This window comes from Nocardia sp. NPDC003999 (assembly GCF_053604885.1).
Window position 1 is genome coordinate 234,416 of sequence record NZ_JBSGIB010000009.1, and the last position, 13,399, is coordinate 247,814.

15 protein-coding genes are annotated in these 13,399 nt (G+C 65.4%); 3 read left to right on the top strand and 12 right to left on the bottom strand.

Annotation, left to right across the window (positions count from 1 at the left end; genetic code table 11):
• Positions 1-21 precede the first annotated feature (21 nt).
• Positions 22-243 carry a hypothetical protein gene (locus ACWESM_RS20070; RefSeq protein ID WP_355072857.1) on the bottom strand — a complete coding sequence of 74 codons (222 nt, stop codon included), beginning with the start codon at positions 241-243 and terminating at the stop codon, positions 22-24.
• 22 nt (positions 244-265) lie between these two features.
• Between ACWESM_RS20070 and ACWESM_RS20075 the strand changes: the two genes are divergently transcribed.
• Positions 266-391, top strand: a complete 126-nt coding sequence (locus tag ACWESM_RS20075; RefSeq protein ID WP_397281584.1) for a hypothetical protein — start codon at positions 266-268, stop codon at positions 389-391.
• 1,241 nt (positions 392-1,632) lie between these two features.
• On the opposite strand, the gene ACWESM_RS20080 is transcribed toward ACWESM_RS20075, so the two are convergent.
• From ACWESM_RS20080 to ACWESM_RS20110, 7 genes are all read right to left on the bottom strand, one after another.
• A complete protein-coding gene (locus ACWESM_RS20080; protein ID WP_364427841.1) occupies positions 1,633-2,394 on the bottom strand; it encodes an ESX secretion-associated protein EspG in 762 nt (253 codons plus the stop codon).
• A gap of 61 nt (positions 2,395-2,455) precedes the next feature.
• Entirely contained in the window at positions 2,456-3,739 is a 1,284-nt protein-coding gene (locus tag ACWESM_RS20085) for a hypothetical protein (RefSeq protein ID WP_364427844.1), read from the bottom strand.
• Between the two features lie 13 nt (positions 3,740-3,752).
• On the bottom strand, positions 3,753-4,127 hold the full coding sequence (locus ACWESM_RS20090) for a hypothetical protein (protein WP_364427847.1): 375 nt from the start codon (positions 4,125-4,127) through the stop codon (positions 3,753-3,755).
• Positions 4,128-4,142: 15 nt separating this feature from the next.
• The gene (locus ACWESM_RS20095) at positions 4,143-4,640 is read right to left on the bottom strand and encodes a DUF3558 domain-containing protein (protein ID WP_364427850.1); all 498 of its coding nucleotides are present in this window, start codon (positions 4,638-4,640) and stop codon (positions 4,143-4,145) included.
• Positions 4,641-4,832: 192 nt separating this feature from the next.
• Positions 4,833-5,342 (bottom strand): DNA-directed RNA polymerase subunit beta, encoded by a 510-nt coding sequence (locus ACWESM_RS20100; protein WP_452493040.1) that lies wholly within the window; start codon positions 5,340-5,342, stop codon positions 4,833-4,835.
• A 114-nt stretch (positions 5,343-5,456) separates the two neighbouring features.
• Positions 5,457-5,666, bottom strand: coding sequence for a hypothetical protein (locus tag ACWESM_RS20105; RefSeq protein ID WP_364427856.1), 210 nt, complete (start codon positions 5,664-5,666; stop codon positions 5,457-5,459).
• A complete protein-coding gene (locus tag ACWESM_RS20110) occupies positions 5,663-5,881 on the bottom strand; it encodes a hypothetical protein (RefSeq protein ID WP_452493042.1) in 219 nt (72 codons plus the stop codon). The genes ACWESM_RS20105 and ACWESM_RS20110 overlap by 4 nt, the downstream gene beginning before the upstream one ends.
• 154 nt (positions 5,882-6,035) lie before the next feature.
• On the opposite strand from ACWESM_RS20110, the gene ACWESM_RS20115 reads away from it, so the two are divergent.
• Complete coding sequence (locus ACWESM_RS20115; RefSeq protein WP_452493044.1) at positions 6,036-7,379, top strand: helix-turn-helix domain-containing protein; 1,344 nt, start codon at positions 6,036-6,038, stop codon at positions 7,377-7,379.
• A 538-nt stretch (positions 7,380-7,917) separates the two neighbouring features.
• Positions 7,918-8,607 (top strand): esterase/lipase family protein, encoded by a 690-nt coding sequence (locus ACWESM_RS20120; RefSeq protein WP_452493046.1) that lies wholly within the window; start codon positions 7,918-7,920, stop codon positions 8,605-8,607.
• 185 nt (positions 8,608-8,792) lie between these two features.
• Here the strand turns inward: ACWESM_RS20120 and ACWESM_RS20125 are convergent, their stop codons facing one another.
• The 4 genes from ACWESM_RS20125 to lipB all read right to left on the bottom strand — a co-directional run bounded on the left by ACWESM_RS20125 (position 8,793) and on the right by lipB (position 13,382).
• Positions 8,793-9,380 (bottom strand): transglycosylase SLT domain-containing protein, encoded by a 588-nt coding sequence (locus tag ACWESM_RS20125; RefSeq protein ID WP_355072881.1) that lies wholly within the window; start codon positions 9,378-9,380, stop codon positions 8,793-8,795.
• 774 nt (positions 9,381-10,154) lie between these two features.
• Positions 10,155-11,345: a Fic family protein gene (locus ACWESM_RS20130; RefSeq protein WP_452493048.1), complete on the bottom strand. Its 1,191-nt coding sequence runs from the start codon at positions 11,343-11,345 to the stop codon at positions 10,155-10,157.
• A gap of 238 nt (positions 11,346-11,583) precedes the next feature.
• Positions 11,584-12,624 carry a lipoyl synthase gene (gene lipA / locus ACWESM_RS20135; protein WP_355072885.1) on the bottom strand — a complete coding sequence of 347 codons (1,041 nt, stop codon included), beginning with the start codon at positions 12,622-12,624 and terminating at the stop codon, positions 11,584-11,586.
• On the bottom strand, positions 12,621-13,382 hold the full coding sequence (gene lipB / locus ACWESM_RS20140) for a lipoyl(octanoyl) transferase LipB (protein WP_452493051.1): 762 nt from the start codon (positions 13,380-13,382) through the stop codon (positions 12,621-12,623). The genes lipA and lipB overlap by 4 nt, the downstream gene beginning before the upstream one ends.
• Between the last annotated feature and the right edge of the window lie 17 nt (positions 13,383-13,399).

Below are 13,399 nucleotides of genomic sequence, written 5' to 3' on the forward strand. Positions count from 1 at the left end.
GCGATCCGCGTACGCCCGTGCTCACCGGGTCGGGGCCCCGATCGAAATGCCGGTGATGAACTCCGCGACGATCGTGTGATCGGGATACTGCCGTCCGTAGACGGCGACGATAGCGCCGACGCGGATGTCCGTCGCCTGTTTGGCAACCAGGACGTTCACCTTGGTGTTGGCGTCGGCGCGGACTTTGACGCTGCTGCTGGTGAACGCGTTTCTGACCACCAATGTCGTGCCGTCATTGGCCACGACCTTTCCGAAGGTGACACCGATGCCCGTCCGGACGGGCGGGGGAGCGGCTACCGGCGCGGTCGTTCGCACGGTGGACGTAGGTGCCGGAGTGCTCGGTGCGCTGGTGCGCAGCGCCGTGGATGACGCCGACGTCCCCGTCGGGTGATTCACCAGCAGACACCCCGACACCAGCAGGAGCACCACGCCGACGCAGAGTCCGACGAAAGCGGCCGCGCCCGAATGATGCAGCCGGTGCGGCTCGTCGTCCTGACGTGGTTGTGGCAGCGGAGGCATAGCCATTGCCGTGGTCTGCGAATCGGATTCACTCTTCGGCGCGAGTGCGCCCGGATGTACTCGCGGCTGCGGCGGTGCTTGGTTGTGCGCGTTCGACGATGCGCCGGGCCCACTCGCGGCGGCAGTGATCGATCTGGTTATCGATCTGGAAAGTGTTGCTGCCGAGAATGATTCGGGATCCCCGCCGACTCGTGCCAGCCGTCCCACCTCCGCCGGCTTCCGTCGGTGCGTACTCCAGCGAGGCATAGGGCAAGGTTATGTTCACCCGGCGCTGTGTTTGTTGTCACTGGCGGGAGTAGCGGTGTGACCTGCATCGATGGGCCGTTGTCGGGCTGATGGGCCGTTCGCGTGGCGACTACGTGGCGCAACAGGCACTGCGGTTGATGCCGAAATCGTCTGTGGGGCAGCGTACGTCGCTCATCGACCACAGCACCCCGCCACCTCTCGCCAGGCGCGAGTGCCCCGCAAGCTCCGGACCCAGCTGGACTCGCACCGGTGGGTCGTCTTCGGCTTGCTTCGCCCGAGTGATCGCGGCGGTAATGGTGAACATTCTCGGCCGAGTCATCGAAGCGCCTGCCGCTGTGGTGGCCCTTTCCCGCATCCTGGACGAACTTGCTCCGAGCGATGGCGTCGTTGCGGCGGGCGATCCCTCGCTGGGGCCACACGCGAAGTCACGGTCACCGTGGCGGGTTGATTCGGCGGCCGTTGTGGAGCCGGGCGCGTTCTTCCGGGGGTGAGTACATACGTGGCGTGAGTAATGCCCGCGTCATCGGATTGAACTACAGTTCCGCGGGGGCTGGTCGACGTGCAGTGGTTGCAGCAGCTCTTGTGTCCGGTGCGCGGGCTGTAGAGTGAAGCAGCCCGCTGTCCCCGCTCGGCGGCGTGGTCCCGATCGACTTGTGCAGGACCTCTCGGCCTCTGGTCGTCTCCCCGCTCAGCCGGGTTCGACGATCCGGTCGTCGCTGAGCCGGTACACCACACGTAGGCCATCGAACAAGGCCTGCCACCGAAATCAAGGTCTTGTCCGGAGAATCGGGCTGGTGGACTCCGGTGCGTTTGCGGCGCTGGATCGTTGGCTACTTTCTCTGGCGCGCCTGGTCCCGGCTAGGTGGGTCAGGTGTAGCTGGGATCGTTTTCCTCGCGGAAGGCCGCGACCGTTGCGTGTACGACCCGGTCGAGTTGGGTTCGCACTTCCGTGGTGTCGGCGGGGACGGCCTTGATGGTGGTTCCGCTGCGGACGAGGTAGCGGCCGTCGGGGTAGTCCATCACGTGGAAGCCGCGGGCGGGCGCCGGGCGGTTGTCCCAGGCCGGGCCCGCGTAGACCGCGACGTGGGCGATGGTGGTGCGGGGGCGTTCGAAGAACTGCTCGGCTCGGGCGCGGGGCGGGGCCGGTGCGCCCACGCGGTACGGTTCCTCGTCCTCGGCGTCGAGTTCGTGCCGGGAGATCTCGATGCCGGGGCCGCTGCCGCGTGCGGCGTCGGGTAGGTGGTCGATGACCCGACGGCTCACGCTCTCCGCAGCGATCAGTGACATGTGCACGGCTCCACCGCGATCCGGCGATGCGGTGGGCTCCTGTACCAGCAGCACGGCATGCCGATAATGGACGGCCGCGTGGACGCGCAGTTTGTCCTCCCCGCTGAATCCCGCCATCTCGATGCGTGCCTCGGGTTCGGCCAGCACACGCAGAGCGCTGTACAGGGACTCGTCGAGGCGGCGGTGCAGTCCGGCGGCTTCGGACTTCCACTCCGACTCGTAATCGGCGACGGTCTCCGCCGTGGATCGGTACTGCAAGGGGTATGGCAGCACGTCGCGCTCGACGGCCCGCCACAGCACCGTGAAGCCGAGCGCGGTGAACGACCAGTCCCGTCGGCTCATGCAACCGGCTCCTTCGTCATGGACCGCGCGCGTGGTGGCGTGGCGTCGAGACCGGTCCGGCTCATTCGCCGATCACCGGTGGCACCGACTTCACACTGTTCTCCGCACCGAGACCGGTGAGTTCCTCACCGTTGCGCTGGTTCACCAGGTAGTCCTTCGTCTGGTGCTCCTTGTCGTCGTCGCCCTTGCCGCGAGCGCCCGGCGCCATCATGCCCGGCATGCCGCTCGCTCCCGGCCGACCGGTGCCGGGCCGCGCGGAAGCGGCGGCGGGAACGCCGCCCGGGACACCGTTGATGCTGCGACCCGGTGCGGGAGCGCCGAGGCCGGGAGCGTTCGGGTTGAGTGTGCCCGGGCTGTGCGTGCCGGGAGATCCGGGACTCGGTGTTCCGGGGCGGGTCAGCGATGGATCGGTTCCGGGATTGGTGCTCGCCGGTTGGGTCGACGGGTTCGTGCTCGCGGGTGTGGTCGCGCTCTGTTCGGTCGTGCTTTCCTGCTCGGCAACAGGATTCGTGCTGGACGGGACGGTGGTCTCCGGCGTGTTCTCGGTGCCTGGTTGCTGTGCTGGGTCCGCCGTGGTGGCTTTGCCGGCGGTGCCGGTGCCGGTGCCGGACGACGACGGCTGCCAGCCGTTGTTCGGCGTGTACGGCTGATCGCTCGAATTGTGCACCGGGTTGTACGGCTTGGGCACCAGTGGAACGCCGGTATCGGCTTCCCGGACGGCAGGGTAGAAGACGTTCTTGACGACGTTCACGGACGCGTCGTGCGCGGCGTCCTCGCGATGTTGGTTCAGCTTCCAGGTCGGGCCCGGCACCCAACTCGCGACGTCGCTGGTCCACGTATGGGCGGGTGCTTCTTGCACGGCGGGCCGGGTGACCTCGATACCCGACCGGATGATCTTCACCTTCTCGGCGACGATCTGCACCGAACTGATCAGTCCGCCGGACTTGTCGACATATTCCTTGATCCCGTCCGCCGCGGCCTTCGCCGCCGCCCCCTCCCATTTGCCTTCCATGGCCTTGCCGATCTCCGGGGCGAAACCTTGCAAACCCTGCTCGAGCCGGTTGCGAATGGACTCCCACCGCTGGTGCAGCGCGACGACTCCATCGATCGACATCGCCTGCACGCGTTGATAGAGATCGTCCATGCCGTCCGGGTTCTTGTACGCGCTCTCCGGAACTTTCGGCGACTGGGTCTGCAAATCACTACCGGCGCGCATGATTTCGGTGATGCGGTTCCGCGCGATGGCCGCGTCGGGGCTCTCATCGCGCGAACCGCTGTCCGGCGGGCCGGATTTCGACTGCTCGTACAGCGCGGCGCCAATCGCTACCAAGAACGGCAGGCCCATGATTATCCCCCGGTCAGTTCAGCAGATTGCTCGTGTCTTGCGCATTGGAGTCGTCCGTCGCGCCGATGCGGTCCACGGAAATCTGGATCGTATCACGCATCAGGGTCAGTACTTCGATGTGCTCTTTGAGTGCGGAGTCCACATCCCCGTCGCCGCCGATTGCCTTGGCCCCCAGCATGTTCGCTAGATCGATGGAGCAGTCGAACTTGCCGAGGCCCGTGACCATCTCGACATCCTTCAGGTTCGTGCGGAGAGAGTTGTAGAGCTGGATCTGACGATCGCAGGCATCCCAGCATGCTTTCGCAACCGAGCGGTCCAGGTAGAGGCGGCCAGCCTTCGCTTCGTCAGCGAGGTATCGCCAGCGCGATACCTCCTCTTCCATAGCCATAGATGATCTCCTTGGTCAGCGCGGAAATATCGGGACTAGAGTCTCAGCGGCTTTCATCGCCCTGGTGCATGGCGCGATCACATTCTTCGATGAGGCATGGTTGTAAATCGTGATACTCAGTGCGCCATGGCTTGCGGGAAAGACCAGGTCGCAGTCTTCATCGAACTTGTCCTTCGCTCGACGGTACTGAACGCCGTTTCGGTCGCCGACGGAAATATCGGTGAAGTCGATATTTCCTTCCTTCCTCCTGAAGTCGTCCACGGAATGAATTGTCGACCAGATGCCGAGTGTGAAGTCGGCATTGCTCCAGTTACAGTGCTTCCAACCGGGCTCTTCGACGCCGCCCACCCCGGACTCTCTCGTCGACGGGCCCACGCCGATTTTCTGAAGTACCTGATCCGATACTTGCGTGCACGGATCCCACAGGGCGGCCGTGGCCGCCGAGGTATCGATCGTGCTGGGCGTGGCAGTCCCGTTCGTGCCCGAATCACACCCCGAAGCGACCAGCGCCACCCCAGCGAGTGCTACAACTGTCGCCGTCGTCCGTCGTCCCACGAAGCCTCCCGATCCGGGCCGTCAAAGTCGTCCCTGAAGTCTATGACGCATATACAGGGTCTCCGGTTCCACCGGATTCGGTTCGTTCGGATCAGGAGCTTCGGGTCGTTGCGTCATCTGATCGACGGGCGCGCAGGTGAGTGGGTGTTGCTAGGGGTGTTCTCGCGGCTGGTCGGGTTTTTGGAACCCATAGTGGTGGTGTGCAGTTCGGTCCGCGCAGATGATGATCGACTGGACGACGGTGCTGATGTGCGGGCGGAACGCGTCGCGTGGTGCGACGACCCACCGGCGGTATCCAGTTCGTTCGTCGGCGGGGGAGGGCAGCAGGATCTCGCCGCCGTCGGGGACGATCGTCGCGGAGGCGCGCAGCAGTGCGACGAAGATGTCGGTGTCGTTGGCGAGCTGGTGGGTGTCGTCGGGGCGGACGAGGATCGTCCAGCGTCCGGAGCCGTGTGCGATGACGGGGCCGAGCAAGTATTGCCCGGCGAGGTCGGAGTGGACCATTCTGCCGAGCTGTTCGGGCACGGTGACCGCGCCTACGTCTCCCGCGCGCAGGGTGATTCGCCGAGTTTCCTGGTGTACGTAGCACGGCAGGCCGTAGACGTGCCGGTAGCGCTGGCAGCGGGTGAGTGTGGGATCGGAGGCGGGATCGGTATTCATGGCCGCTCCGTCAGCACGAACCGGGGTGGAGTCGGCCTTGTTCGAGTTGGGCAGATCGCATCGTTGCAGTCTCCGTTCGCATTTCGAGGATGAAGGGGTGGCGGCGCGGAGCGATCAGTCCCACAGCTGTGCGCAAGGAAGGTGCGGGAGATCGTCGTCCAGGTCGTCGTCCACAGTCACCGTGATTTCCGGGAACCGTTGCGCCAGTGCGCGTGCGACGCTTTCGGCCTGTTCGGCGCTCGCCTGGTAGTCCAGGCGCAGCGGACCGGTTTCGATTTGGATGTGGCGGCGCCGGTTCGGCGGCCCGGGAGCAGCTGCCGTCACTGCGGCCTGCTCGGGTCCGGCACCATCCGTCCGCTGTCGACCAGCACCTGTCGCGCCGCCGCTTTGCGTGCGCAGTGTTTCGCGCGGCAAGCCACATGGATCTGCATCACCTCATGGGCGGCCTGGCGGATGCTGAGCGGCCGCATCGGCGCTTGGTGGGCGGCCGCGTCACACAGGGCGATGAGCTGGTACATGGCGAGGGAATGCGTGGACACGGGAAACCTCTCTGTCTCGCGGATCGACCGATGCCCGGTACCGGGGGCTGTCGCCACCGGCCCGCCACTCTGGCGAGCTGGTGCGCCGCGCAGAGTGCGGCGTCACCCCGGTACCGGGCACCCGCGACCGAACGTAGGTCGCGCGAACACCGAGGTGGGAGCACGGATCGCGGTTTCCGTTCCGGCTATGCGAAGAGCCGTATATCCTGCCGGTGCAATCGCTTTCGGGGTAAAAGCTGTAGGGAAATTCGACCAACGATCGGGGGGCTCGGCCATGTACATGACCACGGGCGAAGTGATTCGGCGCATCAGGAAATCCGTCGGCATGACGCAGACGGAATTGGGCGCGCGCATCAACTTCTCGCAGCCCGCCGTCTCGGGTCTGGAGCGCGGCGGCCCGGCCTCGCACGACGTCCGGGTCCTGCGGCTCGTAGCCCGTGCACTGGACGTTCCGCTTGCCATACTGGTAGTGGAGTCGGACCGGGAGGCAGATGTGGACCGTCGCAACTTCTTCAAAGCAGGGGCATCAGTAAGCGCGGGGGCCGCCATGATGTCGGTTTCCGCCGCCGCGAACGCCGCGTCGGCGTCCGCAGGGAAAGTCGGCGCGAGCGATGTCGAAGCGATCATCGACAGCGTGAATCAGATCCACGAACTGGATCTGGTGGTCGGCGGCGACCGTTTGTGCCGGGTGGCGGCCAATCAGGTCCGCTATGTCGAGCAGCTTCTCGACCAGGGGAGTTACACCGAGGCGGTTGGTCGGGCGCTCACCAGCGCCGCCGCCGAGATGATGACCGCCGCCGGGTGGGTGCACTACGACGCCGGGCGTCTCGACGATGCTCGGCGGTATTACGCGGACGCCGCGAACGCCGCCAATGCGGCCGGTGACGGGATCGCTGCGGCGCATGCGCTGGGGAACGCCAGCTTTCTGATGGCGAGTCGTCCCGGAGACGACGCGAAGGGCAATCCTCTTGCCGTGCAATACGCACAGGCCGGGGTGCGGGCATCGCTCCGCGAGGGTGGTCCGAAACTGCGTGCGTTGATGGCGATCAGGGAGGCCGAAGCTCACGGGGTACGCGGTGACAAGTCCGCGATGACGGCGGCGATCAGCCGGGCGCACCGTGCATTCGAATCGACTCGTGGGCACGACCCGGATTGGGTCTACCTGCCGGAAGGCGAATTCGTCGGTGGCATCGGCTGGGCGCAGATGCGGCTCGGCGAGCACTCGCAGGCGACATCCAACCTGCAAGCCGCGATCGAAAGTTCATCGGCATGGCCCAGGGAGCGCGCCGCGTGGCAGGTCCATCTCGCGGAGAACTTCACCACGTCCGGTGACGTCGCACGAGCATGCTCACTGCTCGCCGAAAACTACGACACCATCGCCGGACTCGCGTCCACCCGCCTGCATCAACGCATCGATGCCATCGCGAATAAGGTTCGCGGTCATTCCCGGGTTCCAGAGGTTCGAGATTTCTTGGCCCGGCGCGCGGCACAAGTCTGATACCTCGTATCCATTAGTCGGCATCGACCAGCTCGTGGGAAGCGCGAACCAGGACTCGCCGCATCGAGGTCTAGCTCGAAGGTGGGTCTTGGCGCGGTGCGCCGTCCCTGGTGCCGCGTCCGGAATTTGATGCGGTACCCACGGTCCGGGGTGGCAGCCGCAAGCTGGCCCATATCCCGCTGCGCGGCAAGCGGCTGGTCCGGATTCAGCGGGCGGTGGTGATGGCGTCGGCACAAGCATCAGCCGGTCGGATTCGTTGCCGGGCTGACGTGAGTATTCGGAATCGTATGGACGGTAGGCGGCCCGCGACTTCAACGGGCACGGGTTCGAGGCTCTGGACTCCTCTCCCGGCCTGCCCTCTGCTGCCAGCTCGTCGGCGCGGCGTAGCTTCGCCCGGGACCTTCTTCGCGGAATGTCGCGACAGATCCAAGGACTCGGCGACGAGTTGAAACAACCAAGTCTCACAATGCCCCCGGATGAGCTTCGAGGCGCTACCTTCTGTCTGCTCGCAGTGCAGCGAGCAGATCGGAGTCAAGTCATGCGCATCACATCGATCACGCGCCGCCTACGAATGGCCGCAATCACCCTGGTCACGACGGCTACGGCCGCACTCGGCATCGCCACGCCACAGGCGGCTGCGGCGCCGGCGCGAGATCCGATCCTTTTCGTCCACGGCTGGCACGGATCGGCGGCGGACTGGGATTACATGTGGAGCAGATTCCGCGACGCGGGATACTCCGCAGAAGAGATGGCACGATTCAGCTACGACACCACCCAGTCGAACAAGGACATCGCACTACAGGTGAAAGCGCAGGCCGATGCGCTGCGCGCGAAAACCGGTGCCGCCAAGGTCGACATCATCTCCCACTCGATGGGCGGCCTCAACAGTCGCTGGTACCTGAAGAAGCTGGACGGCCTGAATTTCGTCGACGACTGGGTCTCCATCGCCGGCCCCAATCACGGCACCGACGTCGCCAACGGATGCTTCGACGCCTCCTGCGCGGAGATGCGGCCCGGCTCAGCCTTCCTCGCCGAACTCAACAGCACCGACGAAACCCCCGGCCGGGTGAACTACGGCACCTGGTGGTCGCCGTGCGATGAGATCATCAACCCCGATCAGAGCACGATTCTCAGCGGTGCCACCAACACCCAGACGGCGTGCCTCGGCCATATCGCGCTGCTGTCCTCGTCGACGGTTTTCGAGGGCGTGCGCGACTTCGTGAAGTAGTCGGCTGAGCCCGGCCCCGCAAAGCTGTCCGCAAGCGTCGACGGCCTCCGCGTCGAGGAAGTCCAGCCCGAGTCGTGGGGACAGGGCTGAAACAGCGGTGCCGCGGTGGTGCGGTCGCACCCGGAAACGGCAGCGCCTCCGCGTCGAGGAGACGAGGAGGCGCTTGCCGGATCCGAGTTCGAGGCTCAGTAGGCCCCGTTGACGTTGTCCATCGAGCCGTACCGATGAGCCGCGTAGTTGCAGGCGGCGGTGATGTTGGCGACCGGGTCCCAGATGTCGAAGGCGGTGCCGTCGACGTGGTAGGCGTTGAAGGTCGGGTCGATCACCTGGAGCAGGCCCTTGGAGGGGGTGCCTTTGGCGGCGTTGGAGTCCGACAGGTTGATGGCCTTGGGGTTGCCGCCGGATTCGCGCATGATGTTGCGGTGGATGCCCTCGTAGCTCCCCGGAATGCCGTGCAGGCGCATGACGTCGAGGGACTGGCGGATCCAGCCGTCGAGGTTGTTCTCGTAGACCTGCGGCGGCGCGGGCGCGAGACCCTCGGGCGCGGGCGCGGGCAGCCCCGGCAACGCGGGCAGTTCGGGCAGCGCGGGCAGTCCCGGCAGAGCCGGGAGGTCGAACGGCGCGGCGACCGGCGTAACGGGCGCCGGAGCGCTGTCGTCGGCCACCGCCACACCGGCGGAGAAGCCGACGGCGATCACGCCGACGGTGGCGGCGAGGGCAGCGCCCTTACGAAGGGACGGGCGGCGGAGAAAAGAAAGGCGTGCGTCAGACATCGAGAAATCAGTTCCTTGTTCGTGCGGCGATCCGGCCGGGAAAACCCAGCGCGGATCCACGGCGGGCACCAGGTAAGGTGTTCGCCATCTCGGCTCGTGTGCGGTTTTCGGATTTCGTTGTGAAGGCCAGGGTTCGAATTCCTGGCGGCGCGACGCGGTGCACGACTCGGGGGCGATGCCCGTCGGTGCCGCTGCCGTACCCGAAGAGAAACAAGCCGTGGGCTGTGGAGCTGTTTCCCAGGTCCCTCTCAGACCTGATCTCAGCTTGATCACGGCTGGTTAACGCACGGCAAACAGTCAGTTAATGATCCGGATAAGCGATCTTGTAAGCGCCGATCGGCTATACCTATCAACGCCACTACCAGGCATTTTGCTAACAAACGTGATTTGGACCACAAATTAGTATTTTGCAGTAACGAGACCAACTTGGTCTCGATCCGATTACCGGAACTCTGTATCCACGCTTGTGCCCCTGACAACTCGGAGCGGGCATGGGCAATTACCTCGCGACTACCTCGCAACCACTCCTACCGGCTTGCAAGATCGCGCTCCGCGAAAAGTTCCGCCCGTCCGTTGAGTCGATTCCGTTCGCACCGCTCGGCATCCTCGAGTCGTGGACGCAGATTATCCGGGCGTCCGCTCGGCTCAACAGACCGATTCGGATCGAGATTCACTCCCATGCTCGAACGAGATCCTCTGGCCCCCAATGCAATGCGAGCGGCAGTTCTTCGCAAGATCGAACAGAAGCGGATCGGAGCCGACATCGCTGTAGCGTCAGCCAGTTACTTGGCTTCGCCTTCCGATGGCTGCGCTGAGCGCGTCCAGCTCGGCCAATACATCGGATGCGGCCCAGATCCGGTGACGTTTGTTCTCCGACAAGACCTCCAGGATGCCGACGTCGGTCAATCTGCCAAGGGCGCGGTAGACGCTGGCTTCGGTGGTTCCGGTAATCGCCTGTGCGGCATCGGCATTGAGAATCGGCGTGTCGAGCAACGCGGCGAGTACCGCTTCATCCGCCGAGTTGGCTCGGGGCTTGGCGATGGCGCGCCACCGCGTGGGAAGCTCGGCGAGGGCGCGGGCGGATTCGTGTGCTGCCTCGCACGAATGAATCGTCGCGATCGCCATATACTCCACGAATTGGTCGACACCGCCTTCGCGGTAACCGTTGAGCTGTCCGAAGTAGCGCTCTGTATTCGCAAGCATTGCCGACGCCAACGGGACGGTGACCCGCTGGGTGAGGCCGCGCCGCCTCAGGGCGGCGCTGATGAGAGCGCGTCCGATCCGGCCGTTGCCGTCGGTGAACGGATGAATCGATTCGAATTGCGCGTGCGCGATGGCGGCCTGCGCGAGAATCGGCAAGTCACTGCGGTCTAGGAAGAGGATGAGGTCGTCCATCAGTTCGACGACCAGTTCTGGTGGGGGTGGCACGAACATCGCGTCGATCGGGGTGTAGTCGCTGCCGCCGATCCAGTTCTGGACGGTCCGGAGCGTGCCCGAGTCTCGGGCCGTGTAGTAGTCGGGAGCCATCAGCAGTCGGTGTGCTTCGAGGATGGACTCGAGGCGGATCGGCCCCTCAGAGGCTGCGGCGACAAGTGCTGCCAGCGTGCGGACCGCAGCCAGTTGTGCCTTGGCCTCGTCGCTGGCCTTCCCGCCGGCAACCGCTTTGCCGAAGGCTCGCCAGCCCGCATCAATGTGCTCGATCTTCGAAGAAGCCACGGACTCGCTTCGCATCAGGAAGTCCGCCAGCGGTGCCAAGTGCTGACCGAAGCCCGCCTCGAGTCGCACTATCGCGATGATCGCGTCTTCGTGTGCTCGTGCGACGCGGCCTGCGGGTGCGTATGGAAGGTCGGCGATCCGAGGCGGAATCGAAACTTCGATCTCAGCTAGAGTGCGGTCGGCCCGTGAGCCCTGCCGGTGTCGTGGGTTCCACGCGCGGGTCTCGAAGCGATGGGGTGGCCAGCCCATGAAACCTCCATTCGCCGGAGAAACGTACACAGTCTGCGAGATTATTATACTTTAGCGTAGTGAAAGTATAATAAAGATGCCGCTGTTGTACTTTTCAGCTGCGTTGGGCATCAAGCGACTTGCAGAGGGGGATCCTGCGTCCATCCGGCACCGGAACGCGCGGGCCGCTGCACGTCAAAACGTGCTTCAACCCGCGCGTACGGCTAAGACGTGCGTGAGACAAAATTGCCAGAATCGGTCAGTTGCCGAAGCGGGCCAGCACCGAGCTGGCCTCCTGGGAGGCGGTGCCTTCTTCGGCGAGGTGCGCCATTTCCGGGGCGATCTCGCGGCCATGGTGGGCCATCGCCTGGGCGTAGAGCCGCCCGGCCCGGTAGGAGGAGCGGACCAGGGGGCCCGCCATGACGCCCGCGAAGCCGATTTCCTCGGCCGCCTCGGAGTGCTCGACGAATTCCTCCGGCTTCACCCAGCGGTCCACAGGGTGGTGGCGGGGGGAGGGGCGCAGGTACTGGGTGATGGTGAGGATGTCGCAGCCTGCCTCGTGCAGGTCGCGCATGGCCTGGGTGACTTCCTCGGGGGTTTCGCCCATGCCGAGGATGAGATTCGACTTGGTGACCAGACCGGCTTCGCGGGCGGCGGTCAGGACCGCGAGGGAGCGCTCGTAACGGAAGGCCGGGCGGATGCGCTTGAAGATGCGCGGAACCGTTTCGAGGTTGTGCGCCAGCACTTCCGGGCGCGCGGAGAAGACCTCGGCGAGCTGGTCGGGGTTCGCGTTGAAGTCGGGGATCAGCAGTTCCACGCCCGTGTGCGGATTCAGACGCTTGATGGCGCGGACGGTTTCGGCGTAGAGCCAGGCGCCGCCGTCTTCCAGGTCGTCGCGGGCGACGCCGGTGATGGTCGAGTAGCGCAAGCCCATGGCCTGGACGCTTTCGGCGACGCGGCGGGGCTCGTCGCGATCCAGGGCGGCGGGCTTGCCGGTGTCGATCTGGCAGAAATCGCAACGGCGCGTGCACTGTTCGCCGCCGATCAGGAAGGTGGCCTCGCGGTCTTCCCAGCATTCGAAGATGTTGGGGCAGCCCGCTTCCTCGCAAACAGTGTGCAGGCCTTCGCGCTTCACCAAACCCTTGAGTTCGGAGTACTCGGGCCCCATGGTGGCGCGGGTGCGAATCCACTTGGGTTTGCGCTCGATGGGGGTTTCCGCGTTGCGGGCTTCGATGCGCAAGAGCTTGCGGCCGTTGGGTGCGGACGCGTTGTGTGGTGTCGGGGTATCGACTGAGGTCACTTGATCGACCTTACGCCGTCGCGTTCGTGGTACGCGGGGGTGGTGTCACCAGGAGTGACGCGGGAGATATCGTGCTCGCCGACCGGCAGGTCGCCGTCGAGCGCGCGGATGATGGCGTCGGCCACCAGCGGCTTGATCTCGGCGACGGTCACTTCTCGACCGAGTTCGCGGGTCAACGTGGTGACGCCCGCGTCGCGGATGCCGCAGGGGACGATGGCCTGGAACCCGTCCATGGCGGCGTTGCAGTTGAACGAGACGCCGTGCAGGGCCACGCCGCGCTGCACGCGCACCCCGATCGCGGCGATCTTGCGTTCGGCGTACAACTCGGTGGCGGGCAGCCAGACGCCCGAGCGGCCCTCGACGCGGCCACAGACCAGACCGAGGCCGGTGCACACGGTGATCAACGCCTCCTCGAGGCGGCGCACGTAGTCGACGACGTCGACCGGCTCGGCGAGCCGCACGATGGGGTAGCCGACCAGTTGGCCCGGACCGTGCCAGGTGATCTTGCCACCGCGGTCGACCTGCACCACCGGACTGCCGTCGATGGGCAGGTCGTCGGCCTCGGTGCGGCGGCCCGCGGTGTACACCGACGGATGTTCGAGCAGCAGCAGATGATCGGATCCGTTGCTGTCGGCGCGCTGCTCGGCGATGCCGCGTTGCAGGTCCCAGGCGGCGTGATAGTCGATGAGTCCGAGATCCTCGACCACGATCGGGGTCGTATCGAATCGGGCGGACCGGGTGGTGCGCGGGTTGATCACAGCGACGACGGTACGCC

What these genes read in the sequence shown, in the direction of transcription:
- ACWESM_RS20085 (WP_364427844.1), bottom strand. Translation starts at nt 3,739, where the DNA reads ATGGGCCTGCCGTTCTTGGTAGCGATTGGCGCCGCGCTGTACGAGCAG.
- ACWESM_RS20125 (WP_355072881.1), bottom strand. Translation starts at nt 9,380, where the DNA reads ATGTCTGACGCACGCCTTTCTTTTCTCCGCCGCCCGTCCCTTCGTAAG.
- ACWESM_RS20130 (WP_452493048.1), bottom strand. Translation starts at nt 11,345, where the DNA reads ATGGGCTGGCCACCCCATCGCTTCGAGACCCGCGCGTGGAACCCACGA.
- ACWESM_RS20090 (WP_364427847.1), bottom strand. Translation starts at nt 4,127, where the DNA reads ATGGCTATGGAAGAGGAGGTATCGCGCTGGCGATACCTCGCTGACGAA.
- ACWESM_RS20080 (WP_364427841.1), bottom strand. Translation starts at nt 2,394, where the DNA reads ATGAGCCGACGGGACTGGTCGTTCACCGCGCTCGGCTTCACGGTGCTG.
- ACWESM_RS20100 (WP_452493040.1), bottom strand. Translation starts at nt 5,342, where the DNA reads ATGAATACCGATCCCGCCTCCGATCCCACACTCACCCGCTGCCAGCGC.
- ACWESM_RS20075 (WP_397281584.1), top strand. Translation starts at nt 266, where the DNA reads ATGCCCGTCCGGACGGGCGGGGGAGCGGCTACCGGCGCGGTCGTTCGC.
- ACWESM_RS20120 (WP_452493046.1), top strand. Translation starts at nt 7,918, where the DNA reads ATGCGCATCACATCGATCACGCGCCGCCTACGAATGGCCGCAATCACC.